The sequence below is a fragment of the Streptomyces sp. NPDC001868 genome (assembly GCF_040297125.1).
Lineage (GTDB): Bacteria > Actinomycetota > Actinomycetes > Streptomycetales > Streptomycetaceae > Streptomyces.
In genome coordinates this window covers 30,298-56,616 of record NZ_JBEOYO010000044.1, presented here as the reverse complement: position 1 = coordinate 56,616, position 26,319 = coordinate 30,298, and the positions used below count along the sequence as shown (strand labels likewise).

At 70.4% G+C, this 26,319-nt stretch carries 26 protein-coding genes, 1 tRNA gene and 3 pseudogenes; 15 read left to right on the top strand and 15 right to left on the bottom strand.

The annotated features are described in order from the left end of the window. Positions 1 to 328 precede the first annotated feature (328 nt). Complete coding sequence (locus ABT147_RS35490) at positions 329 to 1,138, top strand: replication-relaxation family protein (RefSeq protein WP_351413982.1); 810 nt, start codon at positions 329 to 331, stop codon at positions 1,136 to 1,138. A 118-nt stretch (positions 1,139 to 1,256) separates the two neighbouring features. Here the strand turns inward: ABT147_RS35490 and ABT147_RS35485 are convergent, their stop codons facing one another. Beyond that, a complete protein-coding gene (locus ABT147_RS35485) occupies positions 1,257 to 1,742 on the bottom strand; it encodes a hypothetical protein (protein WP_351413980.1) in 486 nt (161 codons plus the stop codon). Positions 1,743 to 1,981: 239 nt separating this feature from the next. Here ABT147_RS35485 and ABT147_RS35480 point away from each other — a divergent pair, with 239 nt between their 5' ends. After that, the gene (locus ABT147_RS35480) at positions 1,982 to 2,278 is read left to right on the top strand and encodes a hypothetical protein (RefSeq protein ID WP_351413977.1); all 297 of its coding nucleotides are present in this window, start codon (positions 1,982 to 1,984) and stop codon (positions 2,276 to 2,278) included. A gap of 63 nt (positions 2,279 to 2,341) precedes the next feature. Here ABT147_RS35480 and ABT147_RS35475 read toward each other — a convergent pair whose 3' ends face one another. The 3 genes from ABT147_RS35475 to ABT147_RS35465 form a co-directional block, all read right to left on the bottom strand. Further along, the gene (locus tag ABT147_RS35475) at positions 2,342 to 2,569 is read right to left on the bottom strand and encodes a hypothetical protein (protein WP_351413975.1); all 228 of its coding nucleotides are present in this window, start codon (positions 2,567 to 2,569) and stop codon (positions 2,342 to 2,344) included. Between the two features lie 115 nt (positions 2,570 to 2,684). After that, entirely contained in the window at positions 2,685 to 2,846 is a 162-nt protein-coding gene (locus ABT147_RS35470; RefSeq protein ID WP_351413973.1) for a DUF6207 family protein, read from the bottom strand. Positions 2,847 to 3,294: 448 nt separating this feature from the next. Further along, positions 3,295 to 4,251, bottom strand: coding sequence for an ATP-dependent DNA ligase (locus ABT147_RS35465; protein ID WP_351414047.1), 957 nt, complete (start codon positions 4,249 to 4,251; stop codon positions 3,295 to 3,297). Between the two features lie 644 nt (positions 4,252 to 4,895). On the opposite strand from ABT147_RS35465, the gene ABT147_RS35460 reads away from it, so the two are divergent. After that, positions 4,896 to 5,699, top strand: a complete 804-nt coding sequence (locus ABT147_RS35460) for a hypothetical protein (protein ID WP_351413971.1) — start codon at positions 4,896 to 4,898, stop codon at positions 5,697 to 5,699. Positions 5,700 to 5,896: 197 nt separating this feature from the next. Here ABT147_RS35460 and ABT147_RS35455 read toward each other — a convergent pair whose 3' ends face one another. The 5 genes and pseudogenes from ABT147_RS35455 to ABT147_RS35435 all read right to left on the bottom strand — a co-directional run. After that, positions 5,897 to 6,247, bottom strand: coding sequence for a DUF8825 domain-containing protein (locus ABT147_RS35455; protein WP_351413969.1), 351 nt, complete (start codon positions 6,245 to 6,247; stop codon positions 5,897 to 5,899). Between the two features lie 341 nt (positions 6,248 to 6,588). Then, positions 6,589 to 7,122, bottom strand: a complete 534-nt coding sequence (locus ABT147_RS35450; RefSeq protein ID WP_351414044.1) for a DUF6233 domain-containing protein — start codon at positions 7,120 to 7,122, stop codon at positions 6,589 to 6,591. 85 nt (positions 7,123 to 7,207) lie between these two features. After that, positions 7,208 to 8,038 carry a hypothetical protein gene (locus ABT147_RS35445; protein ID WP_351413966.1) on the bottom strand — a complete coding sequence of 277 codons (831 nt, stop codon included), beginning with the start codon at positions 8,036 to 8,038 and terminating at the stop codon, positions 7,208 to 7,210. An 88-nt stretch (positions 8,039 to 8,126) separates the two neighbouring features. Further along, positions 8,127 to 9,257 carry a zinc-ribbon domain-containing protein gene (locus tag ABT147_RS35440; RefSeq protein ID WP_351414042.1) on the bottom strand — a complete coding sequence of 377 codons (1,131 nt, stop codon included), beginning with the start codon at positions 9,255 to 9,257 and terminating at the stop codon, positions 8,127 to 8,129. 96 nt (positions 9,258 to 9,353) lie between these two features. Beyond that, a pseudogene (locus tag ABT147_RS35435) lies at positions 9,354 to 9,791 on the bottom strand (zinc-ribbon domain-containing protein); the annotation flags it as partial. Between the two features lie 23 nt (positions 9,792 to 9,814). On the opposite strand from ABT147_RS35435, the gene ABT147_RS35430 reads away from it, so the two are divergent. The 4 genes and pseudogenes from ABT147_RS35430 (at position 9,815) to ABT147_RS35415 (ending at position 13,424) form a co-directional block, all read left to right on the top strand. Further along, positions 9,815 to 10,648 (top strand): hypothetical protein, encoded by an 834-nt coding sequence (locus tag ABT147_RS35430; RefSeq protein ID WP_351413964.1) that lies wholly within the window; start codon positions 9,815 to 9,817, stop codon positions 10,646 to 10,648. 79 nt (positions 10,649 to 10,727) lie between these two features. Next, positions 10,728 to 11,093: pseudogene (locus ABT147_RS35425) on the top strand (Ku protein); the annotation flags it as partial. A 161-nt stretch (positions 11,094 to 11,254) separates the two neighbouring features. Continuing rightward, the gene (locus tag ABT147_RS35420; protein WP_351414052.1) at positions 11,255 to 11,755 is read left to right on the top strand and encodes a hypothetical protein; all 501 of its coding nucleotides are present in this window, start codon (positions 11,255 to 11,257) and stop codon (positions 11,753 to 11,755) included. 13 nt (positions 11,756 to 11,768) lie between these two features. Next, positions 11,769 to 13,424: a WD40 repeat domain-containing protein gene (locus tag ABT147_RS35415; protein ID WP_351413962.1), complete on the top strand. Its 1,656-nt coding sequence runs from the start codon at positions 11,769 to 11,771 to the stop codon at positions 13,422 to 13,424. A 257-nt stretch (positions 13,425 to 13,681) separates the two neighbouring features. Here the strand turns inward: ABT147_RS35415 and ABT147_RS35410 are convergent, their stop codons facing one another. Then, entirely contained in the window at positions 13,682 to 14,392 is a 711-nt protein-coding gene (locus tag ABT147_RS35410; protein WP_351413960.1) for an ATP-dependent DNA ligase, read from the bottom strand. Between ABT147_RS35410 and ABT147_RS35405 the strand changes: the two genes are divergently transcribed. Next, positions 14,325 to 14,540 carry a DUF6188 family protein gene (locus ABT147_RS35405; protein WP_351413957.1) on the top strand — a complete coding sequence of 72 codons (216 nt, stop codon included), beginning with the start codon at positions 14,325 to 14,327 and terminating at the stop codon, positions 14,538 to 14,540. The genes ABT147_RS35410 and ABT147_RS35405 overlap by 68 nt on opposite strands. A gap of 209 nt (positions 14,541 to 14,749) precedes the next feature. Then, positions 14,750 to 15,190, top strand: coding sequence for a hypothetical protein (locus ABT147_RS35400; RefSeq protein ID WP_351413955.1), 441 nt, complete (start codon positions 14,750 to 14,752; stop codon positions 15,188 to 15,190). 197 nt (positions 15,191 to 15,387) lie between these two features. Here the strand turns inward: ABT147_RS35400 and ABT147_RS35395 are convergent, their stop codons facing one another. Both ABT147_RS35395 and ABT147_RS35390 read right to left on the bottom strand, forming a co-directional pair. Beyond that, complete coding sequence (locus ABT147_RS35395) at positions 15,388 to 15,663, bottom strand: hypothetical protein (protein WP_053679643.1); 276 nt, start codon at positions 15,661 to 15,663, stop codon at positions 15,388 to 15,390. 51 nt (positions 15,664 to 15,714) lie between these two features. Beyond that, on the bottom strand, positions 15,715 to 17,694 hold the full coding sequence (locus tag ABT147_RS35390) for a hypothetical protein (protein ID WP_351413953.1): 1,980 nt from the start codon (positions 17,692 to 17,694) through the stop codon (positions 15,715 to 15,717). A 157-nt stretch (positions 17,695 to 17,851) separates the two neighbouring features. Between ABT147_RS35390 and ABT147_RS35385 the strand changes: the two genes are divergently transcribed. Both ABT147_RS35385 and ABT147_RS35380 read left to right on the top strand, forming a co-directional pair. Continuing rightward, entirely contained in the window at positions 17,852 to 18,595 is a 744-nt protein-coding gene (locus tag ABT147_RS35385; RefSeq protein ID WP_351413950.1) for a TIGR02391 family protein, read from the top strand. Positions 18,596 to 18,760: 165 nt separating this feature from the next. Beyond that, positions 18,761 to 20,377 carry a hypothetical protein gene (locus ABT147_RS35380; protein WP_351413948.1) on the top strand — a complete coding sequence of 539 codons (1,617 nt, stop codon included), beginning with the start codon at positions 18,761 to 18,763 and terminating at the stop codon, positions 20,375 to 20,377. 415 nt (positions 20,378 to 20,792) lie between these two features. On the opposite strand, the gene ABT147_RS35375 is transcribed toward ABT147_RS35380, so the two are convergent. Further along, on the bottom strand, positions 20,793 to 21,182 hold the full coding sequence (locus ABT147_RS35375; RefSeq protein ID WP_351413946.1) for a VOC family protein: 390 nt from the start codon (positions 21,180 to 21,182) through the stop codon (positions 20,793 to 20,795). A gap of 543 nt (positions 21,183 to 21,725) precedes the next feature. Here ABT147_RS35375 and ABT147_RS35370 point away from each other — a divergent pair. The 3 genes from ABT147_RS35370 to ABT147_RS35360 all read left to right on the top strand — a co-directional run bounded on the left by ABT147_RS35370 (position 21,726) and on the right by ABT147_RS35360 (position 22,542). Further along, positions 21,726 to 22,007: an HU family DNA-binding protein gene (locus ABT147_RS35370; protein ID WP_053679652.1), complete on the top strand. Its 282-nt coding sequence runs from the start codon at positions 21,726 to 21,728 to the stop codon at positions 22,005 to 22,007. 200 nt (positions 22,008 to 22,207) lie between these two features. Beyond that, complete coding sequence (locus ABT147_RS35365; protein ID WP_053679654.1) at positions 22,208 to 22,411, top strand: cold-shock protein; 204 nt, start codon at positions 22,208 to 22,210, stop codon at positions 22,409 to 22,411. 57 nt (positions 22,412 to 22,468) lie between these two features. Further along, positions 22,469 to 22,542 (top strand) — tRNA-Met (locus ABT147_RS35360). On the opposite strand, the gene ABT147_RS35355 is transcribed toward ABT147_RS35360, so the two are convergent. Further along, positions 22,524 to 23,051 (bottom strand): hypothetical protein, encoded by a 528-nt coding sequence (locus ABT147_RS35355; protein WP_351413944.1) that lies wholly within the window; start codon positions 23,049 to 23,051, stop codon positions 22,524 to 22,526. The genes ABT147_RS35360 and ABT147_RS35355 overlap by 19 nt on opposite strands. A gap of 531 nt (positions 23,052 to 23,582) precedes the next feature. Beyond that, positions 23,583 to 24,334, bottom strand: a pseudogene (locus ABT147_RS35350) (DUF5926 family protein); the annotation flags it as partial. Positions 24,335 to 24,846: 512 nt separating this feature from the next. Between ABT147_RS35350 and ABT147_RS35345 the strand changes: the two are divergent. After that, on the top strand, positions 24,847 to 26,319 hold a 1,473-nt coding region (locus tag ABT147_RS35345), incomplete at its 3' end, for a serine/threonine-protein kinase (protein ID WP_351413942.1).

Here is a 26,319-nt window from a genome sequence, read left to right as displayed (position 1 = left end):
CGGCCGCGCACGGCCGGAGAATCCCGAGGCCACGATGACCACCGCCCCCGTTCCGCCGACCCCGCAGACACCGCCGACCCCGGCGGGCACTGCTGCGACAGCCGGCCCCGCGGCAAGCCACACGGCGAGCCCCGCTCCCAGCCCCGCAGCTCCCAGCCGCCGTCTGGTGGTTGTCGCTGATCAGACCCCCGATTCACCCGCCCCGGCCGGTTGCAACTCCTCTTCTCCCAGTACTGATGTACCTGGAGAAGCGTCCCGGCCCCGCGAAGCCGCCCCGACGAAAGCCGGAGCGGAGATCCGCGGCGAGGTCCTCCTCACCCTCGCTCAGTTGCGTCTGGCCACACCCCGGCAGCTCAAGGCCCTGCTGCTGCCGCACCAGCAGGACACCGACCACGTCCGTCGTGCGCTGCGCGACCTGCTCGCCGAATCCCCGGCCCTGGTCGGCCGGACCAACCGCGCCCAGCAGAGCTACTGGTACTGCACCCCGGCGGGTCTCGCCGAAGCTGCGGCCTTTGGTGAGCTCGCGCCGACTGCCAGCCGAACCACCGGGAAGCGCATCGCCTCCAGCAAGACGGGTCTGCGTGAGCACGGCCTCGCCCTGATCGACGCTGTCATCGCCTTCCACCAGGCGGAGGTGGCCGACTGCGCCGACTGGCAGGTGGAAGTCGCCCACCCCACCCCGGCCGGGAACCTGGTGCCCGACGGCGTGGTGCTCCTGAACAACGGCTCCAGCGCGTTCGTGGAGATCGACCGCACCATGTCCTACGCCCGCTTGGTCGCCAAGCTGGAGCGCTACGACGCCTACCGCAACGCGCCGCCGTCCGGACGCGGTAACGCCGCCCGGGCCCCGCGCAGTCACTGGCAGGAGACCTACGCCGGGCCGTCTCTGGACCGGCCCTTCCCGCCGGTGCTGTTCGTCTTCGCCCCGGCCCCGCGTCGCGCGGCCCCGGCCACCCGGGAAGCGGCCTTTCACCAGCGTGCTCAGCACGTCCACGGCGTGAACTACCGGATCATCGTGGCGACTACGACGCTGGGACAGCTGACTCAGCACGGCCCCGATGAGCCGGTGTGGCGAGTGGCCGGCCGCGGTGTGGGGGAGGAACGCCGCTCTCTGGACGGGTTGCCGAAGGCGCGGTGAGCACGGCGGGCCCGGCCCGGATGAAGGAGGCTCGGGCCGGGCCCGCCGCCGCGCGGTCCCGGGGAGTCTGGGCAAGCCGCCCTTTGAGGACGGCTTGCCCAGCAGGAGAGGGCTGGGCTCAGGAGTGTGGTGAGCGGAGTGCGAGAGGGTTGCTGTGGTGGCGCATCCGGAGCCACAAGGGGTGGCCGGCGAGGGCGTCGAGCAGGATCGCGGCCACCGACCGGTCGACGGTGCGGGTGCGCTTCACTTCGTCGATCACGAAGGGCGTCTGCCGGGCCCACACCTCGCGGGCGGCCGTGTTCAGCCGTCGGCTGACGACGCCCAGGGCCGTGAGGGCCGGCTTGCCGGTCAGATGTGGGGAGAGGTACTCCGCGATGACTTGCCCCCGGACGCCGGGCGGGCCGGGCTCCGCGCACACCCGCCACACCACGTCCAGTTCCTCCACGGTGTGTAGCGACTTCACCCAGGACCGCAGCATCTCCTCGGTCCAGGCCGGGTGGTCGTACCGGCTGGGCGGCTTCCACACCACATCCTCTGGCAACACCTCCGGCCGCCCCCATAACTCGGGCTGCGGCTTTCCATAGGCCGCGCGCACGGTACGCATCGCGTCCTCGTACGAATCGGATGCGGTGTCGGTCGTGAATCTCAACGCCCACCCCCACGTTCAGCGCACTCTGCCCGGAGGCTACCCGGCACGTACTGCCGGAACTGCGTGTTCTGGGGGAGTGGGCCTTCTTGCAACGACACCTCTTTCCCGCGCGATAGCCGTGGGGAAGAGGCCCCTTCCACCGCTGGGGTCGGCGCGGGACCCGCGTTGTCGGTGGCGGCTGGAAGGCTGGTCGGATGAACGGTGACGAGCAGCTGCGCAACGGCCGCGTCTACGGCCACGACCACGACGACCCCAACCCCGGCCCGCTCCCGCACCGGACCTACGCCGAACTGGTCGGAGGACCGCTGGACGGCCTGCTGGTGGACATCCACGGATGGCGGACCGTGGAAGTCGACGACGGAGTGGCCCTGTCCACCGAGCTCGGGCAGTTCCCCGGCGGGCGGTCGCTGTACGACCCGCGCCCCGGCGAGCCCCGCTCAACGGGCCCGGGTGTGAGCTGCCGCTTCTACTACTCCGGCGACACGCCCTGAGCACGGCCCCGACCACCAGCCCGACCACGGCAGGTCAGCGCGCTGCCCGCTCGCACCACCGGCTTACGACGGCCTGCCCTCGGTCAGCTGACTGGCGGTGTTCTCGATCCACAGCAGCGTCCACTCGACTCCGGCCTGCCACCCGGGCTCCGCGCCGGTGTACCGGCCTTCGGCGTCGGCGCGGATGTTGGCCGCGAGGGTGCGCAGGTCCTTCTGCAGTCCCTGCCGCCGGGCCGTGTCCACGGCTTGGCGCATCTCGTCAGTAATGTCACCGGGTCGGAGCTCGCTCATCGCCCCACCTTGGACGACCGCCCCCACCGATGGCCAGACCGACCACGGCGCCGACCACGCTGCCACCACCCCCGACCATGACTGGTCAGCGGGACGTGGCCGCCCGCCCGCAGCGCTACGAGCCGGGCTCCTGGCGCAGGTCCAGGAAGCAGCGCAGCCGTACACCGGGCTCGCCGGGCTCCCGGGTCGTACGGTCCGCCGCTGCGATCGCGCACCGCGCGGCGAGCAGCTCCTGGACCGCGAGCGCGGTTTCATCATCGGCTGCCGCGACCTCCACCACAGCCAGCCCGCTCTGCCACGTGCGCGTCAGTGATCTCCCTCATGCCTGGCCTTACGCGCCGCAACCCGCAGAAGTTCTCCGACCTTGGCGTCTTCACTCGACCGAGTAGGGTCCCGGCCGACGCGGTGACCAGCCCGCCCACCGACCACTCCGCCTCACAAGGCCCCGGGTTGCGCCAGACGTTGCGGTAGAGGTTGCGCGAAGTGTTGCGCTGGGTGTTGCGGTAGAGGTTGCGCAGGCCGTCACATCGTCCCGGAGTCCGCCCAGGTCACCACGGACGTGCAGCGTGGTCGGGCCGCTGACATCCCCGTTGCGACCCCCTTCGACCATGCCCTGGCTGGAGTTGAGGATGAGGGAGGGGCGGGATGGGCGGCGCGGGCGCAGCCGGGGATCGGGGCGCGCTCAGCCGGTTGCGCGTCGGCCGGGCCGCCGCGCCCGTGCCGCGTCAGTGCGGCGGTGACGTCAGGCGGGGGACGTCCGCGGCGGAGAGGTCGGGGCGGGCGCGGTGCCAGCGTGCGGGATGCCGCCACCGGGCGGAGGCGTCGCGGGCGACGTCGACGCCGACTTCCACCACCAGCTCGGGTTCCACCAGCGTGACGTTCAGCTTTTCCTGGCTGCCCCACCCGGCGGAGAACGACCAGCCTGTCCACGGATGACCGCGCCGCCCCGCAGCGAGCAGGCCGGCGACCGCCGCGCCTGCCGCCTGGACGAGGGTGGTGGTGCGGCCGACGTACTGAAAGCGTCCTCCGTTGTCGTACCTGCCGAGCAGCAGCGTGCGCGGAGCGGCCAGAGAACCGGTGACCGCGCCGACGATCGCCTCGCTCGTCTCGCGGACCTTGTACTTCTGCCAACCCCTCACCGACGGCTTGTAGGCGCCGTCCAGCCTCTTGAAGACCACCCCCTCTATCCCGACCGACGCCCACGTCAGCCACTCGCGCACGACGTCGGCCTCGGTGGTCGACGGGCACAGCGCCCACGGCGCCGACAGTTGGTGGGCGGCGAACACGGACTCCAGCGCGGACCTGCGCCGCCGATACGGCCAGGAGGTCGTGTCCGTCCCGGACAGCCGCAGCAGATCGAACGCGACGAAGTGGGCCGGCCACTCCTGTGCCGCCCGGGCCGCACCTGCACCACGCAGGGCAAGCCGGTTCTGCAACCGCTCGAACGCGAGGCGGCCCGCGGCGTCCCATACGACCAGCTCACCGTCCAGCGCGGTCGCGTCCGGCAGCTGCACGACCCCGGCCACGACCTCCGGAAACGATGCCGCCATCTCGGTGCCGCGCCTCGAGCGCAGCACCACCTGGCCCGCGTCGACGGACAGCAGAGCCCTGAACCCGTCCCACTTCGGCTCACCCGCCCACCCCGGCAGCAGAGCAGGATCGGACACAGGGGCGGCGAGCATCGGTTCCGGCAGCGTCCACGTCACAGCCCCATGCCTTCCACCCGGCCCGTCCGTCCGCACACCGAGTGGCGCGAACGCACCCGACCCCCAGCCCGACCATGGCAGGTCAGCGCGTTGGCGCCCCACCGCCGACCGCTCCCACGCCCGGCGTTCCTCAAGGAAGCCGTCTGGAAGGGCGCCTCTTCTCGGGCTTGGTCGGCACTTTGGGCAGTTCCGTGTCACCTGTCACGCCGCACTGGCCTGGGTCGGGCCCGCCGCCGCTGGGACATTGCCCGAGTACCTCCGCTTCGGCGCGGCACATGGAAGCGGTCGGAGGGATAGGGGCGTGTCCGACAGGTCCCGTGACGGGTCTGGCGGTGGAGATCCGCCTCTCGGCGGCCAGGGGACCTGTCAGTGCCGCGTGCTTCGATGGCCTGCCCAGTGCATGTGAGAGGAATGGAGATCCCGTGACACGTACGACCCCGCCGCGGCCTGTGGATGTGGCCGCGGTGTTCCCGGAGTTGGCCACGATGTCCAGGAACGTCACTCGGCTCCATCCGCGGTCGGGCTTGCCCACGGTTGAGGACAGTTCGGTGGGTGGCCCGCTGCTGTGGCCGCAGGACGAGCCGTGGCCGACGTGCACACGGTCGCACGAGGTATACGAGGTGGTGGAGCTGGACGCGGTGCGCGCCTGGCATCACATTGCGGTCGCCCGGTGGTCACGGCCGGACGATGAACCGCCCACGCCCGAGGAACAGTCGATCTTCGACCGAAGGACACCGAAGGAGACCGACAGCCCCTATACAGATCCGGTGCCGCTGCTGCCCGTGGCTCAGCTCTATGCCCGCGACGTCCCCGGCCTGCCTGTCCCGGACGGCACCGACCTGCTGCAGATCCTGTGGTGCCCGTTCATGGACCACGACGACGACATCCCGGCCATCCACGTGCGCTGGCGCCGTGCCGACCAGGTCACCGCACTTCTTTCGCCCCCACCGGAGCCGCCTGTCATCGAACTGGACGACTACTGGCCCGCGCCCTGTGTCCTGCATCCGGAACAGGTGACCGAGTACCCGGCGCCCACCCAGCTGCCTGCTGCGGTGAGCGCACGCGTGGACGCGTGGCAGGAGGAAACCGGCCATCACTACACCGAGTTCGCGGTGGCTCCGGGCTGGAAGACCGGCGGCTGGGGTGTCGTCTCATCGGACTTTGCCGATGCCGCCGACCCGCCACGATGCGGATGCGGCACGGTGACCGAGCCCCTGTTCACCGTTGGCCTCAGTGAATGGAACGAGGACAACGAAGGCGGTTGGCGCCCGCTGGAGGACGCCGACGCCGATGACCGGAAAGGTTACCCACCGGCGGGCGACCCGACCCAGATCAATCTGGGAGGCGAAGAATTGCAGATCTACTACTGCCCAGAGTCCTATGAGCACCCGCCGGTTACCGTTCGGGTGTACCGAACGCTGTAGTGCGTTGCAGCAAAGGGAGTTCCGGTTCGATGAGCAGGGCCTACTTCGTGTGCGGGCCATGATCGTAGAAAGGGCCGCCGCTGCCCGCCACCGGCCGGCCCGGAGTCGAGCCCACTATGCGTCCGAGAGATCACCCCGCCTCACACGGGCCGCGACGACACAGACACGGCTTCGTCACGTGACCCGTCGGACACTAACTAGCTGGAGGCGCCAGCCATCTGCTGCTCGTGGTGGTGCTTGAGCGCGTCGCGGGCCGCGAGGACATCGGCCGGGGCGAACTCGCTCCAGTACGCATGCGTGACGATCGCCGTGGCAAGTTCGACTTCCCGCGCCCGTAGCCGGGCGATCTCCGCCGCGTCCTGGGGATCCCAGACGGGGGAGGCAGGGCGGGACGAGGGCCGCCAGGCGCTCTCGTGCGTCTCCCACGCGTCCAGCGGTTCGGCCGACCACGGCACCCGCTGGTAGACCGTCTGCAGATCAGCGCGGACCTGACGGAGTTCGTCCTGCGCGTCGGTCAGGTCCTGGGGGAAGTCGTACGAAGCTGCCACGGGGCAAAGGTACTGCTGTTCGAACCGCGCTCCGGTCTGCCGCGCGGCGACATCTCCTGCGGCAACTCTTGCGTCTTCTCCTGAGGCATCTCTTGCGACTTCTCTTGCGCGAGCCTCGCCGACGCTCCCGCATCCGTGCAGGTCACCCCGACCGTACGGGCGTGGTCGGGCCGCTGACATCCCCGTTGCGACCGCTTTTACCCATGCCCTGGCTGGAGTTAGAGGAGAGGGAGGGCAGGAATGGGCGGCGCGGACGCAGCCGGGGATCGGGGCGCGCTCCCTGGTGTTGCGCGCCGGGCGAGGCCGCCGCGCCAGGCCGCCGACGATGCGGCGGCCAGGGGTCAGGAGTCGTCGGAAGCGGAGTCGGTGATGTGGTCGAAGCCACGGAGCAAAGGCGTCAGCTCCTGCGCGGCTCCGCACAGCGTGCACAGCCGGGTGTCCGGGTGCTCTGCCGCGTCCAGGGCGCGGTCCGCATCGAGCAGCGGGGCGCTCGCCGGTGCTTCCTCGCAGTCCGGTGCGTGCACGACGGACCGGGCGGGGCCGCGCCCGTCGCGCACCTTGGCGAGCACCCACCCTGAAGGCCGGCGCTCTCCGAGGACCTCACGGACCACCGACTGCGGCGACCGCTCCAGCCTCTCGGTTGCGACCTGGTCGTAGTCGACGCCGTCGACCGGCCGTACGTGGTCGGGGGCGCGCACCCATACCCGGTACTCGGCCGCCTCCACACCGCCGTCCTCGCGATCTCGGTAGGACGGCAGCCCCACGAGATAGGCCCAGCCCGTCTTCGTTTGCCGCCGCTTCCACAGCCGCGCGACGACTTCCTGCTCGGGATGCCCCAGCACCGGGTCGGCGGGCAGTACGACCCGGACCGCCACGGGTACCGGCTCAGCGTCGGCAGCATCGTCGGAAGGCGTCGTCACGGCCCCACGGTAAGCGGGGGAGCCCATGAGGGCGGACAGATCAGGCGTGGAGTTGGACGGGGTAGCCCATGTCGTCGATGTCTCGGAGCACGCTGACGGCGAGCATGACCCCGGTTACGGCGTTGACCGGGGTGTACTGCGTGGTCGCGGCCGCGTGAGCCGTGGCGTGCCGGTTGAAGTGCTCAGGGACCGGGGCCGGCGGCCAGAACGGCTCCAGCGCCTTCGGGAACGGCAGGAAGGCCGCAGCCTCGCGGAACTGGCGGATTGTGGGGTCGTCGTCCTCCACGGCCGGGATGTTCTCCAAGACCTTGGCGTAGCCCGGCCACTGGCCGTTGGGCTTGAGCCAGCCGGGGTTGGCGAAGGCCAGGCCGCGGATGAGGGTGTCCCACACGTTGGCAGCCAAGGCCTGGGCGCCGCTGAACATGCCGTGTTCAGCCATGTGCACGCACTCTTCGATCAGTACCTTCTGCTCATGGAACCGCGTGTCCGTGACGGCAGCGAGAGCTGCCTTGCAGGAGGTGAGGATGGCCGGGCGGCAGTCGTCGATGACCTGCGCACGGGAGGCTGCGTCGTCGGCGGTGAGCAACTGGCGGATCACGTCGGCCGGGGGCACCCAGGCCAGCGGAACGCCCTCCTGCATCAGAACGATCATTTCCGAGTAGGCGAGGTGGCTGCCCTGCCAGTTGGCAGGCATCATCGCATCCAGACGTTCCAGTGCTGGCTGGAGCGGGGCGACCGCCTCGGCCAGGTGATCCATCGCGGGTATGCGGATCTCCACCGGCGGCATGACCGTTGCTGCGACGGTTCGCCGGATGTTCTCGGTAGCCGCAGCCAAGATCCTCGTCAGATCCGGCCCGAAGCTGCTGTTCATCCTGATGCCCTTCCCTTGCGCGTGGCGAGCATCATCCGGCACGCGGGCGCTCGGCGGCCTCCGCTTTTGCCGCTCCGGCCGCCCAGCCTCACCACAAGGCAGACTGCACGCCCTCTATCCGGCCGGAGCTGGGAAAGGGCACGCTTTGCTCCTCGCCCGGCGAAGTCGCGTGCTGGTATTCAGCGATCAGCCGTTGCGCCAGCGCAGAACCCATGCGACGCCCGCCCTTGACGTAGGCGCGAGCACGTTGGTGTGCCTCGTCAGCCCATGAGGTGAGCGGCATCAGGTGTTCGATGACGATGCTGGCGGCCGTGAACGGGTCGGCCAGCAGAGGGACGACGACGTCGCTGTGCCGGGTGAGCTGCAACGGTTCTTCACGTACCCGCACCACCACCCAGCCAGGCCGGTGACGCTCAATGGCTTCCGCCTTGAGCCGGTCACGTTCTTCCGCATCGCGATGCCAGTACGAGCCGTCGAACTCCACCACCACCGCCCCGCCTTCCTGCGACGGGAAGACCATGTCGAGCCGGAACCGGGCCTGCGCCGTGCGAAGCGGATACTGCTGCTCCCCGCCCGTCAGGACGTGCTGCAGTTCCGCGAACAGCTCCGTCTCCTGCCGCGACATGCTGATCCGCTTCCGGCAGCGCGGGCAGCCCTGCCTGCCCATGAACACCTGAGCGACCTGCGCCGACCACGGCTCATGCCCGGCGGGGCACAGCCACCAGACGGGCACATTGGCGCCGGCAGTCACCTCGGCAGGCGTCAGGGCGCCGTTCAGCCGCCGGTGCCACAGGGCCGCGATCTCGGGGCTCTCGTACGCCAGCGCCTGGTATCGCACACGGCCGGTACAGGCGGGGCACTTGGCCAGGCCGCGGACTCGGTGGAAGACCTTGGCCCGGAACTCACCGGCGCACACCGCACACTTCCACCAGACCACGCGGTGAGACCCAGCAGTGATCGCGTCGGCGGCAGGGGCGTCGTTGCGGTCGGGGTGCCACTCCGCCGCCAGATCCGGACGCGCTTCCCGCAGGGCCGGGGAACGCCGCTTTCCGGCGCAGCGCGGACACCCTGATCCGGTGATGGCGCGGTGACTCACCTTCGCTTCCCAGCGGTGGCCCTGGGCACAGCGCCACCCCAGCCGGACGCTCGAATTGACGAGCAGCTCAACAACATCGGCCGGGGCGGTATCCGGGTCTATCTGCGCGAACAGCTCCGGCACGTCGGAGAGGAGACCGGCAGGGACATCACGGCCGGCGCGGGCGCAGGTGGGACAACCGGTGCCGCGGCTGCGGTTGGATATCCGCGCCTGGTACTCGTGGCCGACCGGGCAGAGCCACCAGACCTTGCGCTGGGAGCCAGGCCCGACGCTGTCCGGCGAGACGTCGTTGCGGGGGTGCCACTCAGTCACCAGGTGCGGGGCGCGGTCACTCAGCTTGGCCCGGCCGCGCGGTACATAACCGGCACACTGCGGGCAGCCGCTGCCTGCAACCCGGGAGTGCACCTGCGCCTGCCAGACATGCCCGGCGTCACACAGCCAGAACGCCGCCTGTGGGAGCCGGGGCCGATCTGCGACAGATCCAGGTCGGCGTTCAGGTCCGGATGCCACTGAGCGGCGATGGCCGGGTGCTCGGTGACCAGGAAACGGGTGCGACGTGTCATGGGCACGCACGGTAAGCCGCGCCACTGACACGTCCTCACACTCGTTGCCGCTCTGTGCCACTGTCGACGCCGTTGCCCAACCCTCGTCGACCATCGCCCAGTTACGGGAGATCACTGGTGTACGCGACTCCTCCTGACCCGGACACCGAGCGCCGCATGCGCGACCACCACGCCCGCGCCGCCCTGGCCCTGGACGCACGGACCGAGTCGGGCAGCGAGTTCTGGGGGTGGGTCGGGCGCACCCTGGGTGCCCCGGCCCGCACCGCCGCCGGCGCCCCGGCGTGGCTGCGGCTGGTGTCCGCCCCGGAGAACAAGGCGTCAGGGAAGCTGCGGGACGGCGCCCTTGATGCCCAGCACGCCTTCGGCGACCTCGACGGGCACCGGCCCGCGCTCCTGGCCGTCCGCGACGCCGTCGACGACGGCACCGCCTACCGGGCGGAGCTGTCGGTGCGCGTCTACCAGCCGGTCCTGTCCGACGACCCGGTCCTCCAGCGCGGCCTCCAGCTGCCGGACTCCTGGTGGGCCGACCTCGCCGGGACGCTGGAGAAGGTGGCGGCCGTCGACACCGACCGTGTCGCCGTACGCCAGCAGTACATGGACCGGGCGATCCTCGAGTTCGTGGGCATCCCGGCCCCGGCCGTGCCCCGCTGGACCACTGCCCACGCCGACTTGCACTGGGCTAATGTCACCGCGCCGCTGAGGCTTCTGGACTGGGAGGGCTGGGGTCAGGCTCCGGAGGGGTTCGACGCCGCCACGCTCTACGCCTACTCACTGCTCCAGGAGGACGTCACCGCCCGCGTCCGCGACGCATTCCCCGTCCTGGGCAGTCCGGCCGGCCTCGCCGCCGAAGCGACCGTGTGCGCCCAGCTGCTGCAGACCGTGGCCCGCGGCGACAACCTCACCCTCGAAGACCGGCTCCGGAACTGGGCTGAGGAACTCCGCCACCGCTGACCGAGCTCCCCGGTGCCTCACGCGGCCGTGGCTTCTCCTCCCGGATGCGAGGGGAGCCACGGCCGCCGACGCTGGAGGCATGAGGGCCACCGCTACCTGGTTGGGCACCATCGCCTTCGGGATGGTCGCGATCCCTGTCCAGCTCTACGCGGCTACCGAAGAGCACACCGTGCGGCTCCACGAGATCCACACCGCCGACGGCAGCCGCGTCCAGCACCGCCGCTTCTGTGCTGCGGAGGGCCGGGAGATCAGCTATTCCGAGGTCGGGCGGGGCGTCGCCCTGCCGGACGGCCGCATGCTGCCGCTCTCCGAGGACGACCTCGCCCGCCTGCCGCTGCCGACCAAGCGCACGATCACGGTGGTGGGGTTCATCGACCCGCAGGGCGTGATCCCGATCAGCTACGACCGGCCGTACTACATCGCCCCCGCAGCACCGCTCGCAGAGCGCCCGTACGCGCTGACCACTTCCCTGATGATTGCTTGTGTTCAAGCGTCAGGGGGAGGCGGCTGGTGGGCACGTGGCATGTGGTGTGGGTACCGGATTCGGGACGGTGGAGAGCGCTGCCAGCTGACGGCGTCCTGGGGGTACAGGACCTGCCGGAGGCAGTGGCACGGATCGGGCTGCGGCCAGGCGATCCGGTGTTCATCAGGCCCGATGGGATGGTCGACGCGGATCTGCTGCACTACGTCCGCTCGAGGGAATTCAGCACGCTCGAACGGGAGTCGAAGCGCAACTACGCCACGGATACGCGGTTGCTGCTCGAGTTCTTGTCCTCGCGTGGGGTCCCGTGGCGAAGGGCCACCGAACGGGATCTTCGTGACTATCGGCACTGGCGATGTGTGGCGCCGGAGAACCCGGAGCGGATCAGCGGGGCGAAGTGGGACCGGGAGGCGGCGGCCTTCACGAAGCTGTTCCGGTGGGGGCAGGTGCGTCCGATGCCGGTGGATGTGTCGCGGCGAGGGGACCGGGCTGCGGACTCGGTCAGCTCGCGGGTGTCGTGGCTGACGCCGCGGACCTGGGGTCTGTGGTCGGACGTCGGCTTGCGCGGTCTCACCCCCGCGGGGTTGCCGGCAGAGGCTCTGATTGACTGTCCGTCAGTCGGGTAGGGAGGGGCGGCACATGGACTGGTTCCGGCGCGGGAAACGGCACGAACGGGCCAAAGCTGGCGCAGCGGCCGCCCGGGCGGCGGAGTGGGGCGGCGGCCCGGAGGGGGAGGCGCTGGGCGACCTCCACAGCTTCCGGGACGAGGTCCTGGCGCTCACCGCCCTCCCCCCGGACGTCGAAATCCTGCTGTCGGACCTGGCCGTCGGCTGGGAGGACGTCACGCCGGAGCGCCCCGCCCTGACCGTCCTGCCGATGATGGAAAGCCGGGGACTCGTCGCCCTGCCCCGGGGCCGCGACGGACTGCGGCGGATCACGTTCCCCGGACGGCTGCACGCCCTCATCTCCTCCCACCGCACCCCGGAGGAGATCCGCGCCGGGCACCGCCGCGTCCTCGCCCGGGCCGTCACCCTGCCGCCGGAGGGCGGCCACTGGTGGCAGCTGCCGGTCGCCGAGACCTACCTCTGGCACCACCTGCCCTGGCACATCGCCGCCCACGACCGCGCCGCCGCCGTACGACTGGTGCAAAACCCCCGCTGGCAGGCCGCGAAGGTCAGGGTCTGCGGCGTGGCCGCACTCCGCGCGGACCTGGAGATGTTCGACACTCCCGAGATCGACGCGGCCCGCCGGGCCGTGGACCGCGTCGCCCACCGCCTGGAGCACCGCGCCTGCCCGGACCCGGTTCTCCGGGCAGGGCTGCTGCTAGACGCCCTGGCCGGCGAGGCCGCCCTGCGGACGGAGGCCGAGCTCTTCCGGCAGGAGCTGCGGGAGGAGACGCCGGGGCGCGTCGCCACCGACCTGACGTCAGCCCTGGTGGGCGTGCTGCCGTCCCCGTCGTATGTCAAGGACGTCGCCCTGGCGGCGGACGGCAGCTGGCTGGTGACGGCCTCGGGCCACAAGGCCAGCCGGATCCACGACGTCGCCGACCGGAGCGTGCGGCACGTCCTGGGCCCGACCGAGGGGATCCACGAGGTGTGCGCGATCACGCCGGACGGCAGCCGGGTCATCACCGGGGACTACGACGCCGCCCGCTGGTGGGACGCCGCCACCGGCCGGCGCCTGCGGTCGGTCGACGGCTGGACCACCCAACTCGCCCTCGACCCAGGCGGTGCCTGGGTCGCCACCGACACCCGGCCCCGCCCCGCGGTCATCGACAGCACGACCTACGCGATCAAACGGCTCGGGAAGGAGTCGGACGACCGCACCCTCGTCACCGCCATGGCCTGCTCCCCGGACGGCCGGACCGTCGCCGTCGGCGAACAGAGCGGGCGGATCCAGCTGTGGGACCCCGTCTCCGGCAAACTGCGGGCCGAACTCCCCACGTCACCGGGGTCCGTCTACCGCCTGGCCTTCGCCCCCGACGGCAGCTGGCTGGCCACCGTCACCCTGGACGGGGTCCGGATCCTGGGTCTGCCCGGCGGCCGGGAGCGCCTGCACATCCCGGGCTCGCACCGGTTCGCCCTCGGCGATGGCGGCCGCTGGCTCGCCGTCCCGGGGGACACCGTCCGCATCCACCGGACCGACACCGGCGAACTGCTCGGCGAGTTCACCCCGGACCGCCGCGGCAAGGACGACCACCACGTGCGGACCTCGCCCGACGGCCGGTACCTGGCCACCTGGCACCTGGGCAGCGCCTCCATCCTCGTCTGGGACGCCCGACGGCTCGTCCGCTGACACACAGGGACAGCGCAGGAGAGCCGCCCGGTGCCGGCCCTTCACGCCCGCCATCGAGACCCTCCGCAGCCCGATCCCCGCTCCCCGGCACCCGCAGCCGCCTCGACGGCCCGATCCACATCGCCGTCCAAGTACGCCGCGGCGACGAGTGGGACATCCTCACCGGCAGCCCCGTCCCGGACGGCCAACTCGAGGACTACTCAGGTTGAACTCGTAGTGGCGGGTGGGGCTGACCTGGGTCTATCAAAAGCACGCACTCAGGAGCTCCAGGAGACTGAACAGAAGAACTTGACAGGGAAGACGACCGCGTGCCGGGTCGTGCCCGCTACGACCTCTACCACCACGTCGCCGACGGCGGGCGTGTAGGAGTCGCCGGCCTTCGTGAACGCCCGCCCGGTCTGGGGGAGCAGGCGCGGGGCGACGACGGAGGAGAGCGCCGTGGTCAGCCGCTGGGACAGCGCTACGCGTCCGTCGGGCAGATGTACGGCGAGGGCCTTCGGGTGCCGGGCGTTGCCGGTGAACCCGACCACGGCCGCGTCGATGGTGTCGGCGTGCCTGATCTTCGCCCACACGCGGCCTGCCTCGTAGGCACCCCGCAGCGGCTTTGCCACGATCCCCTCGACACCCGTTCCTTCGAGCGCCTCGTACCAGAGCATGGCCTCGTCCAGGTCGGTGGTCGACCACACCGGCACGATCGGCGGACCGGCGTCGGCGAGCACGTCCAGGAGGACCTGGTGGCGCTCCATGGACGGACGCGGGCGAAGGTCGGGGAAGCCCGCCGCGGGGTGGGCCAGGACGTCGAACGCCACGTACGTCGCGGGGTGCCGGCCGGCGAGCTCCCGGGCCCGGCGCGGCCTGGAGAGCGCACGGGACTGCGCCGCCTCGAAGCTGATCCGCGCGGTGCCGTCGTCGTCGGCGACGTACACCACCGCCTCGCCGTCCAGGATCACGCCGGGCGGCAGGCGCATCGCAGCCAAGGCCAGACACCACCTGAACTGCTCGTCAGATCCGTCCTTCGAAGCGTGGCAGGTCACGGGCCCGGCAGGATGGCGCTTCGTATCGCTACCTGGAGGCGACCTCGCCGTCTGGACCCGCTCAGGAGCGAGCGAGTCCTAGCCTCGTGTCCCGTCTCAAATGATCTGGTCCGAGACCATGCCTGTGACCTACCGCGCCCAGATCGAGTGAGACGAGCGGCGTCTCGGAGTCTCAGCTGATCCGGTCCGGTGCGTGCGGATGCCGCCCGGCGTCTCAACCGATCCGGTCTGCCAGGCCGCTCCTTTGGTAACCGGTGCGACGCAGATGCCAGGGACTCGTAGCCTCTCGGTGTGACTGATACGACTGAAGTGGATGACCGCTTCAAGAATCGGTGTGCGAACGCGGCGCGCACTCTTGCATCGTGCATCGGGTACTTCATCGACCGCATCGCGTTCGACGCCTTCGCTGAGGAAGACTCCCTGGAGATCGCCCTCCGCGAGGGACCGCACAAGCCCGACGTCGTCATCTCGCTCGCCAACCTCCGCCACATCTCGATCGGGAAGCCGCCTGAACTATCGGGCTTCGTCGACGAGATTTCATTGATCCACCTGCCGAAGATGCCGCACCCCTGGCCGGACGACGTTGCCGGGCGCGTCCATCGGTTCGACGAGATGCCCGAGCTCGCATGGCTGCGAATCGTCGGCCCAACCGAGGTAGACGTCATTGCGTCGATCGTGACCATCTACACGGCACTGAGCGACGAGGAAGCCTCGGCAGACCGGACAACCTGAGACAACGAGGGAGTCGGACTAGATCATCTGAGACCGGGACCAGGTCGTCTGAGACCGGACACCTCGGCACGGGATGCGTCAGGCACGAGACTTGCGCTCTGTCTCAACGAACCGAGTCCACGCGTCTCACCCAATCCAGTCCACGCAGGTCAGCAGCACGCGAACGACTAACTTCGATGAGACAGGACAGCTGCTCCTCAGCTGTACTCGTAGCGAGCGGCCCGGTCATCCATCTCGCGGTCGTACTCTTCGAGCCGGTGGAGGAAGGGGGCGAACGCCTCCTGGGCCTGGGCCGCGGTGATCTGACCGGTCTCGATGGCGGCGAGGAGTTCCAGAACGGCGGGGAGCTCCACGGCGGCGCCGTAGCCCGGCTTGTCGGTGCGGTGCTCGGAGTAGACGGCGCCTACGGATCCGCGGACGCCGGGCAGGACGAGGGGGCCGGCGTTGATGTCGCGGGTGACGTCGTACGGCATCGGGTGTTCCTCCAGGTTGGTCAGGCGGGGCGGATCACGGCGCCGGTGGCGTCATACCCAGAAGGGGCCGCCGCGCTGCGACAGGACGGTGGGGGTGAGCGTGCTCTCGAGGACGGCTTGCCGCCACAGGGTGCGGTTCCTGTAGGGGGCCTGGTCGATGTCTTGGGGGTTGTGCTGCCACTCGGCCAGGTGCTGAGCGACAGCGGCGAGGACAGCGGCCTCACCAGCCGCGGCCTCCTGCGGCCTCGCCGCGTGCAGAGCGGCCACAGCGGCATGGGCGGGGTGGTAGCTCAGCCCCATCACGGGCTCCGGCGCGTCGATTCCCTGCCGGAGCGCGGTGATCGCCTCCTGGAGGTGCGCGTCGTCTTCCGGTGCGGGAACCCTCAGCAGCGCTTCGAGGAGCACCGCGGCCTCGGTGGTGTTCAGCAGTGTGGCGGTGCTGCCGCTGAAGGTGTGGTGGAAGACCCGCAGAAGCACGTCGGTGAGGCGGGGCTTGGCCCGCCGGTCGAACAGGCAGTGGGCGCACAGCCAGGCCATCGGAACGTACGGCTGGCGCGGGTGGGGCATCCGGCCGATGAGTTCGCCGGCCATCACCGGCGCGGCGCACAGGTTGCAGGAGGAGTCAGCGACGGCCGTCTTCGTGCGCATCGGCGCGGTCAGGCCGCCGGGCTCGAGCGGCTCCGGGTGGGTGTATGCGCGGTATGAGTCGGGGTCCTCGATCCAGGCCCGGACCTGGATGATGGCGTCGCGCAGCTGCTCGTCGGTCGCCTCGGCGCGGCTGGGCGCACCCATCCATTCGTTCAACTGCGTCTGGACGAAGGGGATCGGCTCGCGCAGCGCTCCCGCCAGCGGCCCCACGTAGGTGGCGAGGAGCTTGCGCAGCTCGGCCCCGTGCAGCTTGTCGAGATCCTCGGAGGAGGGAGCGGGGAGCCCGGTCGGCATGGACGACGGGTCTTCCAGCCACCGCTCGACGTTGGTGAGCGCGACGCCGAGCTGAGCCAGAGAGATCCCTGACCTCGTCTTCGCCCCGATCGAGTCGTTGACGATGCCATTGACCCTGCGTCCGTGGATGCCCGTCGCGGCGGCGAGCTGCTCCACCCTCCAGTTGAGCCGCTGCCTCGCCTGGTTCTCGGTGAGAAGGACGACCGGCTCGCACGTCCGGCACGGAACACCGGCCGCGGAGGCCGGCCGTTCGCCGCACTGCCCGCAGACGAACCCCGGGCATGCCGAGCACAGCGTTTCGAGGCCCTCGCTGTCCCCAGCGACAGGCGGACACAGCTCTTGGCGCAGCTGCTCGGCGAGCGACCTGCACTCGCCCGCGCAGTTCGCGTCGGCGGCCGCGGCGCCGGGCTGATGGACCAGGGCCTCGCGCACGGTAGGCCACAGCACGGTCGCGTGGGGATCGGTGAAGTCGTCGGCATGCCATTGCTCGAGCTGCGCGGCCCGGTAGGCGGCCAGCAGGCGTTTGTCGCTGCCGCCTGCGACCTTGTGGTGCTCGCGGTCATCGAGGCAGCCGCAGGGCAGCCGCTCGGCGTATCCGCAGAACTCGGCGCCGAAGGCCCCGCACTGCGGGCACATCGTCCACTGGTACGGCTCGTCGCCGTAGACGCTCATCCCGTTCGCCTCGTGGAACCGCCACGGCCCGTTCCACGGGTCGGGGCGGCCCCACGTGTCGACGCCTGCCGTGTCGTCAGGGAAGAACGGGCCCTCGGCCAGCAACGCTTTGCCGTGCCACTCCTCCGGAACCTCCACCGGCAGGCAGCTGTCGGCCTCCTCGTCCCGGCCGCCGAACCACTCGTCGCAGCCCGAGGCCGCCATCGCGAACCGGCCCCACCACACCGGGGCCTCCACCTCCGCCATGAACCAGATCCGCTGCTCCGGCAGCCAGAACGCCGGCGTACGCGGCGAGCCCTCACTGTCGTAGAAGGTCACCGGCTCGTACGCCCACGGCACCCGCAGGTGGTCGAAGAACACCGACCAGCGGGCGTGGAGCTCCGTACGGAACTCCACCTTGATCACCTCGTACGCCACGTGCCGCTCCCTGCCGATGGGCCTCTGGCTGTTGCCGGGCCTCACCCTCCACCCGACAGGACGAGCACCGATGCGCGCCGTCACCGGTTCGGCCCATCTGTGTCCCTCTGCCGAGGTACGGCACTCCTCTGTCGGTGCCACGCCGTAGCGTGCGCCCATGAGGTACACGTTCACGCCGCCGGCTCCGGCGGAACAGATCCGGCAGCTGCCCACCCGGGACGTTGCGCTCCTTCTCCTGCAGCACCTCGCCGGCGGAACCGGCTTCCTGCAGTACGGCGGAACGATGGGCTCGGCCCGCCAGGCGTTCCAGGACGAGCCGGACACCGAGGTACTCGTCGACCGCCTCTCCGATGCCTGGGCCTGGCTGGAGGCAAACGCGCTGCTGTCCCGGGTGCCCAGCCAGTCGGAAGCCTTCCGCCAGCTGTCCCGCGACGGCAGGAACCTGCCGAAGGATCCCGAGGGCATCACGCGGTTCGAGGCCCGCCAGCGGCTGACCGGCCCGCTCCACCCGGCGCTGGAAGACACGGTGCGCACCAACTTCGACCTGGGCGACTACGAGACCGCGTGCTTCGCCGCGATGAAGGCGGTCGAAGTCGCCGTCCGGGACGCGTCCGGTCTCGACGACTCCCTGGTCGGCGTGCCGCTGATGCGCAAGGCGTTCCAGCCGCACCAGAACGGCAAGGCCGGCGGCCCGCTCGCCGACGCCGGAGCCGAAGGCGGTGAGCAGGAAGCCGCCTCCGCGCTGTTCGCCGGTGCCATGGGCGCGTACAAGAATCCCGCCAGCCACCGCACCGTCGACTTCGACGACCCCATCGAGGCAGCCGAGATCATTCAGTTCGCCGACCTGTTGCTGCGGCAGGTCGAACGCGCCAAGCGCCGCCAGACTGCCACGACCACGTAGCAGAAGCGCGGGCCCGGGGTGAACCGGGACAGGGCGCGTGCCGGAGCGAGCGGATCGCGCCGACGCTGCGGCATTTTCGCGCTCCCGTGTCAGTCCCCGCTGCCACACTGCAACCATCCCCATTGCGGGGGTGGTTGACCTGATCGCCGACGAGAGGACCGATGCGTGGCGGCCGACTGGGATGCACTGGACTGGACATGCCCCACGTGCGCGGCTTCGCGCATGACGACGTGCACCACGAAGGACGGCCGCCCCCGGCCCACGCACTTCGCCCGCCGCTTCACCTCGATCCTGCTGCAGTTCGCCGTACGCCGCGGCCGCGGCCAGCCGCCCGCCGAACGCGCCCAGATCGTACGGTCCCTCACCACGGTCCAGGAGTCGGACACGTCCGCCCGCGAGGGCTACCTGTGGCACCAGGTAACGGACGAGCTGTACCTGTGGGACCAGGTGGTGGCCGCGGCCGGCCGGCACGCAGCGGCCGCCGTCGAGGGCCACCTTGACGGCGACGAACTTCGCGACGCAGCCCAGCAGGCCGCACACCGCATCACCCAGGCACGAGAGCTCCTGCACGAATGGCACGGCGAGCGCGCAGAGTATCCGCTCGACGAAGAGTTCCTGGCGGGTGTGCTGCGCCCCGCGCCGAGCCTGCTCGCCCGTGCCCGGCGCCGCGGCGATCTTCAGCGGCTTGAAGCCGACCTGGCGCGCCGGCCCGTGCACCTCGACCGGCCGGGCGGCACCTGGGCAGCGACGTGGCACAACGACGGCACCCTGACCGGGCACCGCGACGACGGTCTCTGCGTGCGCGGCTGGAGCGCCACCCCCGACGCCACCGAGCAAGCCCTGCAGTCGTTCGAGGCCACCAGCCGCCACCGCCCACAGATCACCCTGACCTTGCACGGCGAACGGCCAGAAGGCCCCGCCGCGGGCAGTGACGCACCCGGCATCGATCGGGTGGATGTCCTGCGCGCCTTCGACGCCGACCGCGCCGCGCTCGACGCCACCGTCGCCGCCATCACCCAACTCCAGCGGGCCTGGCCCGAGCACGAGATCAGCGACCGGGTGCGCGCGGCCACCACTCAGCTCCAGACCAGTGCGCCGCAGTCGCCGCACTTCAACCTCTACAACCGCCAGCGAGAGCACGAATGGGCAGCCAGCGAGAGCGCCGCCTGGGTGCGTACCAACGCCATCGTGCACGCCATCGATAAGGTCTGGGGCGACTTCGACCGGTCCGAAGCCTCTCGCGGCCCCAGCTGGATACCCCGCGCCACCCGCGAACTGCTCACCACCAAGCCCGAGCAGCTCGCCGCGTTCCTCCGCCACCACCTTGCCGAAGAACCCGCAATCTCCCTCAGCGTCATCAACGGACCGGCCGGACCCCTCTACAACGTCTCCACGGGCGGCGCCCATCGCACACACCTTTTTCGGATCTTGGGCCTGCCCTGGATGATCGCGAAGCTCTATGCCCGCGTCCCAAAACGCCGGTTCGACGTCGCTTCCGTCATCGACACCGCCAAGGGCATGACCGAGGTCGAGCGCGTCGGGCGCGGCTGGCACACCCTGCTCGAGCGCGGCCTCCTCCACGGCCGCATCCGCTACGAAGGGGCCTTCGCCGTGCTCGACCTCGACCACGCCCCCGCGCCATGGCTGCTCGGCGACGCCGCCCTCGCCAGCGCCTACAACACGGCCTACGAGCGCGTGTACCCCGGCGCGCTGACCGAACTGGGCATCCCCGCCACCGCCTTGACCGGCCGCAAAGCCTGGGAGCAGTGGCTGTACGGCTGACGACCACCAACAACGCGGCATGGGCCATCGGCGTGCGCCTATGACTGGTCGCCATAGTGGGCACCGGCGGAGCCTGCCGGACAGGCACGATGCGCCGTGGCGGTCGCGATAGATGGCACCGTTTGGGCATCGTTGTTAGCACTCGCTCGCGTTGGTCGGGCCCATCTGTCACCGGAACCCAGGTGTCTGCCGGTCAACGGCCCCGTGGTTTTGTAAGTGGGAGCTGACACCACTTATCGCTCAGAGCGGGGAACGCCCGGTTTCGCCGGAAGGCGATGTACACGAGCTCTGGCAACACCTGGGGCCTTGCGGTGAGAGCCTGGGGGTGCTGTCCTCATGCCCCGACCACCCCAACGTCACCCGAACCGGAGCGCCGTTCGACCGGCTGACCGCGCCGATCGCTACGAACGGCTGCTCAGTCCGATGCTCCTACGGCGTCCGCACCGGCGGGTTCCCAGAGCTGGATCGGGGTGCCCTCCGGGTCGCTGAGTTCGGCGAACCGGCCATTGGGGTAGTCCTGCTCATGGACATCGGCCTGGATGCCCGCGCTCCGCAGCTGGGCCACCATGGCATCAAGATCGCGAACCCGGAAGTTGATCGCCCACTGCTGTCCGGGCGTGCGGAAATGCTCCGATCCGCTCGGGAGCGGCGCGAACACAGTTGGCCCAGTCTCGGTCTCCCAGGACCGCTCCTCGTAGGTATCCGGTGGGCGTCCTACGCCGAGGTGAGTCTCATACCAGCTGGCCAGTGCCTCGGGGTCGCTAGCACGGAAGAAGATGCCGCCGATGCCCGTCACGCGTTCCATGCCGCCATTCTGCCCTGCCGGCTCACTCGGAGCCCCTGGCTTGAGTCTTGACGTGCGGAGTACGGCGCAGCTACCGAGGCTCGACCCACCAGGGCAACTCGCGACGGATTTCATGCCCACCCAACGACCATGTTCGATACGACAACGGCTTCGAAGGACCGCGTGTCCTCGTGGTGAGGCGGACGAACTCGTCACGTGGCGGTCTGCTCATCCTCGCGCCGCTCTACGGAACCGTCGCCGTGCTCCCAGCGTTGCTGCTTCTCATCGACATTCTTCGATCCTGTGATCGCCAAGTGCTGCCCAAAGCCGTCGACAAACGTTGCCAGCTCCCACGTACAGAGCCAGCCCCGCGCATCCCGAGACCGTGTCGACGAGGCGCCACTGTCATCCACCCCGACCAGGTGTCATCTATCGTGACCAGTCACACGGAGCGCTCCGCTGCTGGTGCAGCGTGCAGCATTGTCGGACCCCGGTGACAGTATGGCGTCAGAAGCGTCGCGTCCGCGCAGCGGCCGCGGCAACCCGAACGTCACGGAGTACCGCATGAACCGCAGTGAGCTGGTCGCGGCCCTCGCCGAGCGCGCCGAGGTGACCCGCAAGGACGCCGACGCCGTTCTGGCCGCCTTCGCCGAGATCGTCGGCGACGTCGTCGCCAAGGGCGATGAGAAGGTCACCATCCCTGGCTTTCTGACCTTCGAGCGCACCCATCGTGCCGCCCGTACGGCCCGCAATCCCCAGACGGGCGAGCCTTTGGAGATCGCAGCTGGATACAGCGTGAAGGTCTCGGCGGGCTCCAAGCTCAAGGAAGCCGCGAAGGGCAAGTAGCCCCGTCCCCCTCGTGCCGTGACCCACTCCAGGACCGCGACCTGGCTTCACCAGGTCGCACTCCGTTAGACGATCACTGCGTGGGGCCCGGATAGTTGCGGCGCCGACGGGGTAGAACGGACGCCGAGTGCCCTCTGTTTACAGAGGGCTCCGACTCCAGACCAGCCGGGATTCCTCGGCAAGATCGAAGGACACGCAGTATGGCCAGCGGCACCGTGAAGTGGTTCAACTCGGAGAAGGGCTTCGGCTTCATCGCCCAGGACGGCGGCGGCCCGGACGTCTTCGCCCACTACTCCAACATCGCCGGCAGCGGCTACCGCGAGCTGGCGGAGGGCGACGCGGTCACCTTCGATGTGACCCAGGGACAGAAGGGCCCCCAGGCCGAGAACATCGTTCGGAGCTGACGGCCGTACGTGCGCCGCCCCGCCCGCGAAGATCACTGTGTAGAGTGGCCTCACCGACGCGGGGTGGAGCAGCTCGGTAGCTCGCTGGGCTCATAACCCAGAGGTCGCAGGTTCAAATCCTGTCCCCGCTACTGACCGACGGGCCCGGCATACAGCCGGGCCCGTTGTTGTATCCGGGCACCGCGCGCCAGGGCGCCAACGACCTCCTCGCCACCTCCCGGCGCAGCTGACCGGTCCCCTTTCCACACGCTGGCGTCACTTCGGCCTCGGCGGAGGCCACAGGAGCCGGGCCCGGCCGTACCGGGCCCTGGCCGCGTCCGCGCTCAGACCGTGCGCGCCCGATCTGCTCCCAGGTGGCGCCCACCTCCCGATCCGCGATCACCGCGCACCGCACCAGCTCGCTGGTCAGGTGGCGGAAGCCCGCGGCCGCAGTGCTGTGCAGCCCCGCGTCGGCCCGCTCGTTGCCGATCGCATCGGCCACCAGCAGTTCCAGGGCCTCGCATCGGGCCCGGATCTCGCGCGAGATCTGCAGCAGAGCGATCCGTGCCCGCAGGGCAGCTGCCGCCCGCCGCCGCTCCCGGTACGCCTCCTGCCGGCAGGAACGCGGACGAGGGCAGTACCGGCGACTGTGACTGAGCACCTTAGTTGGCCACTCTGAGCATCACATCTGGCCTCAGCTCTCCCCCACCCTGAGGCGAGGGAGAGCGGCAGACAGACCAGCGGAACAAGCACCCTTTTCAGTGGTGGATCAGGAGCTCCCGCAGCAACCGGAAAACGTTCGCGGCAGCCGAGACAGCGGCCAGAACCACGCCCCAGCGCGGCTTCGAATTGTGTTGTTCCCTCTGTCGCGAGGTACTGTCAGGTATCACGATGCGTCACCTCTCCTGTGGTGATCTTCGTCGCCCGTCGGAGCGAGTCGAAGCTGTCCAGGCTGCTCGCGCCGACGGGTTTTCCCCAGTCAGGGGCCGTAACAGACCGTAACAAGAGATCCGCGGTTCGCAAATTCGATCTCGGCTATTCGGACACGGATTTGCCTGCTTTCAGCGGGACTTGTGAACGGAGTCACCCGTTCCGAGAGGTTGGATCTGGCTGGCTGGTCAGTTCGAGCCCGATCTCGTCACGTTCTGTCAACTGAGTATGGCCTGCCGGTTGGTGAGGCCGCCGCGAGTCACTCGGCGAACTCGGCCGCCGGCTTCTCGACGTCCTGCGTGCCGCCCCCGCTAAACAGGTCCCGGGCCGGAACGGCGAGCCGGTGAGCGCGGAAGGAATTCCGAGACTGGTGCCTTCACCGAGGCTTGAGCGGACCGCCGGGCAAGGGCGTCCAAAAGCTGCTCCTCCGGGCGTGACATGACCAGCGCAGGTGGTTCTTGCCCGGCGTCCCGCACCAGTACGCGGCGTCCACGCCCGTGAGCCTGGCGGTCGCGTGACCGCGACGTTGCCCGCTCCAGCGAGGCGGTCACCCGGCGTAGCGTTCTCCGCATCCGTACTCCAATACTCGAAGCCGCTGTGCACAACTGGCTCGAACCCGCCTTCGGGGTCGAGTAGATCCCGGAGCCGCGGGCCGCTGGCCGGAGCGCGCAGGCCCTCCACCGGCGTGCCCGGCTCGGTGGCCAGCGCGCGGCGCAGGTTGTCGGTGAGGTCGCGGCTGATGTCGCCGGACGCCGTTCGTTCTACAGACTCAGCACCGAGCCGTCGTCGCGGCGCAGGGCTGGCCAGGCCATCGGCAACACCGTCGCCGACGTGACGGATGGGATGCCCTCCGACAGGCCACGCTTCAGCGTCAGCTCCACGGCGGCTGAGAGCACCAGTCGCGCAGCGCCACCCAGTCGCACTCGCTCACGAGGCTCTTGAACGGCAGCGCACCGGTTCGGTCGCGGCGTGTGCGGCGGCCCGCCCGTGACAGGCCTTGCAGCGCTGGCCGCTGCACTCGGCCTTCGTCTGGGTCGTTTCTTGGCCATCGTGGGTGTCTCCCGGCTACGACTCGTTTCATGCGGGGCGCCCCAGACATCGGCGGCACCCTGGCGGGTGGCTGTCGCGAACACTGGGCACCAGAGCGGCCAACTGAAGTGCGCAGTGGCTAACCACGACGCTCAGTCACAGCGACGCCGCCCACTAGGCAGCCCGGCGCCACACCACACGCATCTGTCGTCCATATCCGAAGGATTCCCCCGGAACTCGATGACAGCACCTGGGGCCACCGCAGTCCGGCAGCACCGGCGCGACCCGCCACATACGCCCACACAACCACAATCACACGGCGCTGACCTGCAAAAACATCCCCTGGAACGTTGGACGCAGCCGCAGCGTCGGTCTCGCTCCACCCAGCTCCGGCAAGGCGTTTTCGTATGCTCCCCCGCACCGCGGGCACGCCCTCGCCCGCGGTGCGCCTGGAGCCGGCCGGCCCCAGCGCCCGGACAAGCAGGGCTGGAGGACTGATGCGCGGCACGACGGTCGCCGGCCGGTACCGGCTGAAGGAGCCGATCGGCAGCGGAGGCATGGGCACCGTCTGGCGCACCGAGGACCTCCACGAGAACCACGACGTCGCCCTCAAGATCATCCCGGTGGGGGAGGGGGACCCGGTACGGGAAGCGGCCTTCCGCCGCGAGGCACAGGTCGCCGCGCGCCTGTCCCACCCGAACGTCGTCGCCGTCCGGGACCACAGCGCCGCCGACCTCGACGGCCGCCGGATCCTCTTCCTGGCCATGGACCTCGTCGACGGACGGCCGCTGAATACGCTCACCGGCCGCCCGCTCCCCATCAGCCAGGCCCTGACCTGGGCGATCCAGATCAGCCAGGCCCTGGAGGCCGCCCACCACCGCGGCATCGTCCACCGCGACCTCAAGCCGTCCAACATCCTCCTCGACCAGGCCGCCGGCAACGCCGCGAAGCTGTGCGACTTCGGCATCGCGCGCCTGACCGAGGCCACTCACCACACCCTGACCGTTACCGGCGTCGTCATCGGCACCCCCGCCTACATGTCGCCCGAGCAGGTCCGCGGCGACACCACCCTGAGCGCACCCAGCGACCTCTACTCGCTCGGCTGCCTCCTCCACGAGCTGCTCACCGGCCACGTCCCCTTCACCGGCACGGGCTGGCAGGTCCTCAGCCAGCACCTCAACGAGGCGCCGGCCCCGTTGTCTGCCCTGCGCCCCGGTGTTCCCCGCGAGCTCGAGCAGCTGGTCCTGGAGCTCCTCGACAAGAACCCCGACCGCCGGCCGACCGCGGCCGACACCCGCACGCGGCTCATCCGGCTGTACACCGCGCTGGCCGCCTTCGCCGACGCACCCACCGCGACAGCGCCCCGACACCCGCCCACGCTGGTCGCCACCACGACGTCCGCCGGCGCCGCCGTCCTGCACCGCGAGCCGGGCGCCCGCGGCACCACCGTGTGCGCGGCCGGCCTGACCGCGGCCGCCATCACCGGCGCCCTCTCGCTCACCACCACACTGCCGACTCCCTGGATGGCCAGCCTCGGCACGCTAGCCGGGCTGCTGCTCGCCGTCCTCTACCTGCTCGACCCGCCCCAGCGAACGCACCCCGGCCAGCTGAGGATCACCACGGCCGCCCTCATGACCCTCCTGCTCCTCACCGGCGGCGCGGCGCTCGCTGTCCTCGTCACCGACTTCTCCCGGTGGGCGGCCGCCCTGGTCATCAGCGTCCTCGGCGGCCCCGCCATGGTCGCCTGCGCCAGTGGTGTGCGCCGCCTGGTCGAGCACACGCTCCACCGCACGGCCTGGCACGGCGACCTCGCGACGACCGCCGGCGCCCTGCAGACCACCACCGTGCTGCTCGCCGCCCACCACGCCGGCCTTCCGCTCCTCACCCTCATCGCCGCCGGTGCCGTGGGGGGGGGGGGGCGGGGGGGGGGGGGGGGGGGGGGGGGTGGCGGCCGTAGCGTCGGGGGGCGG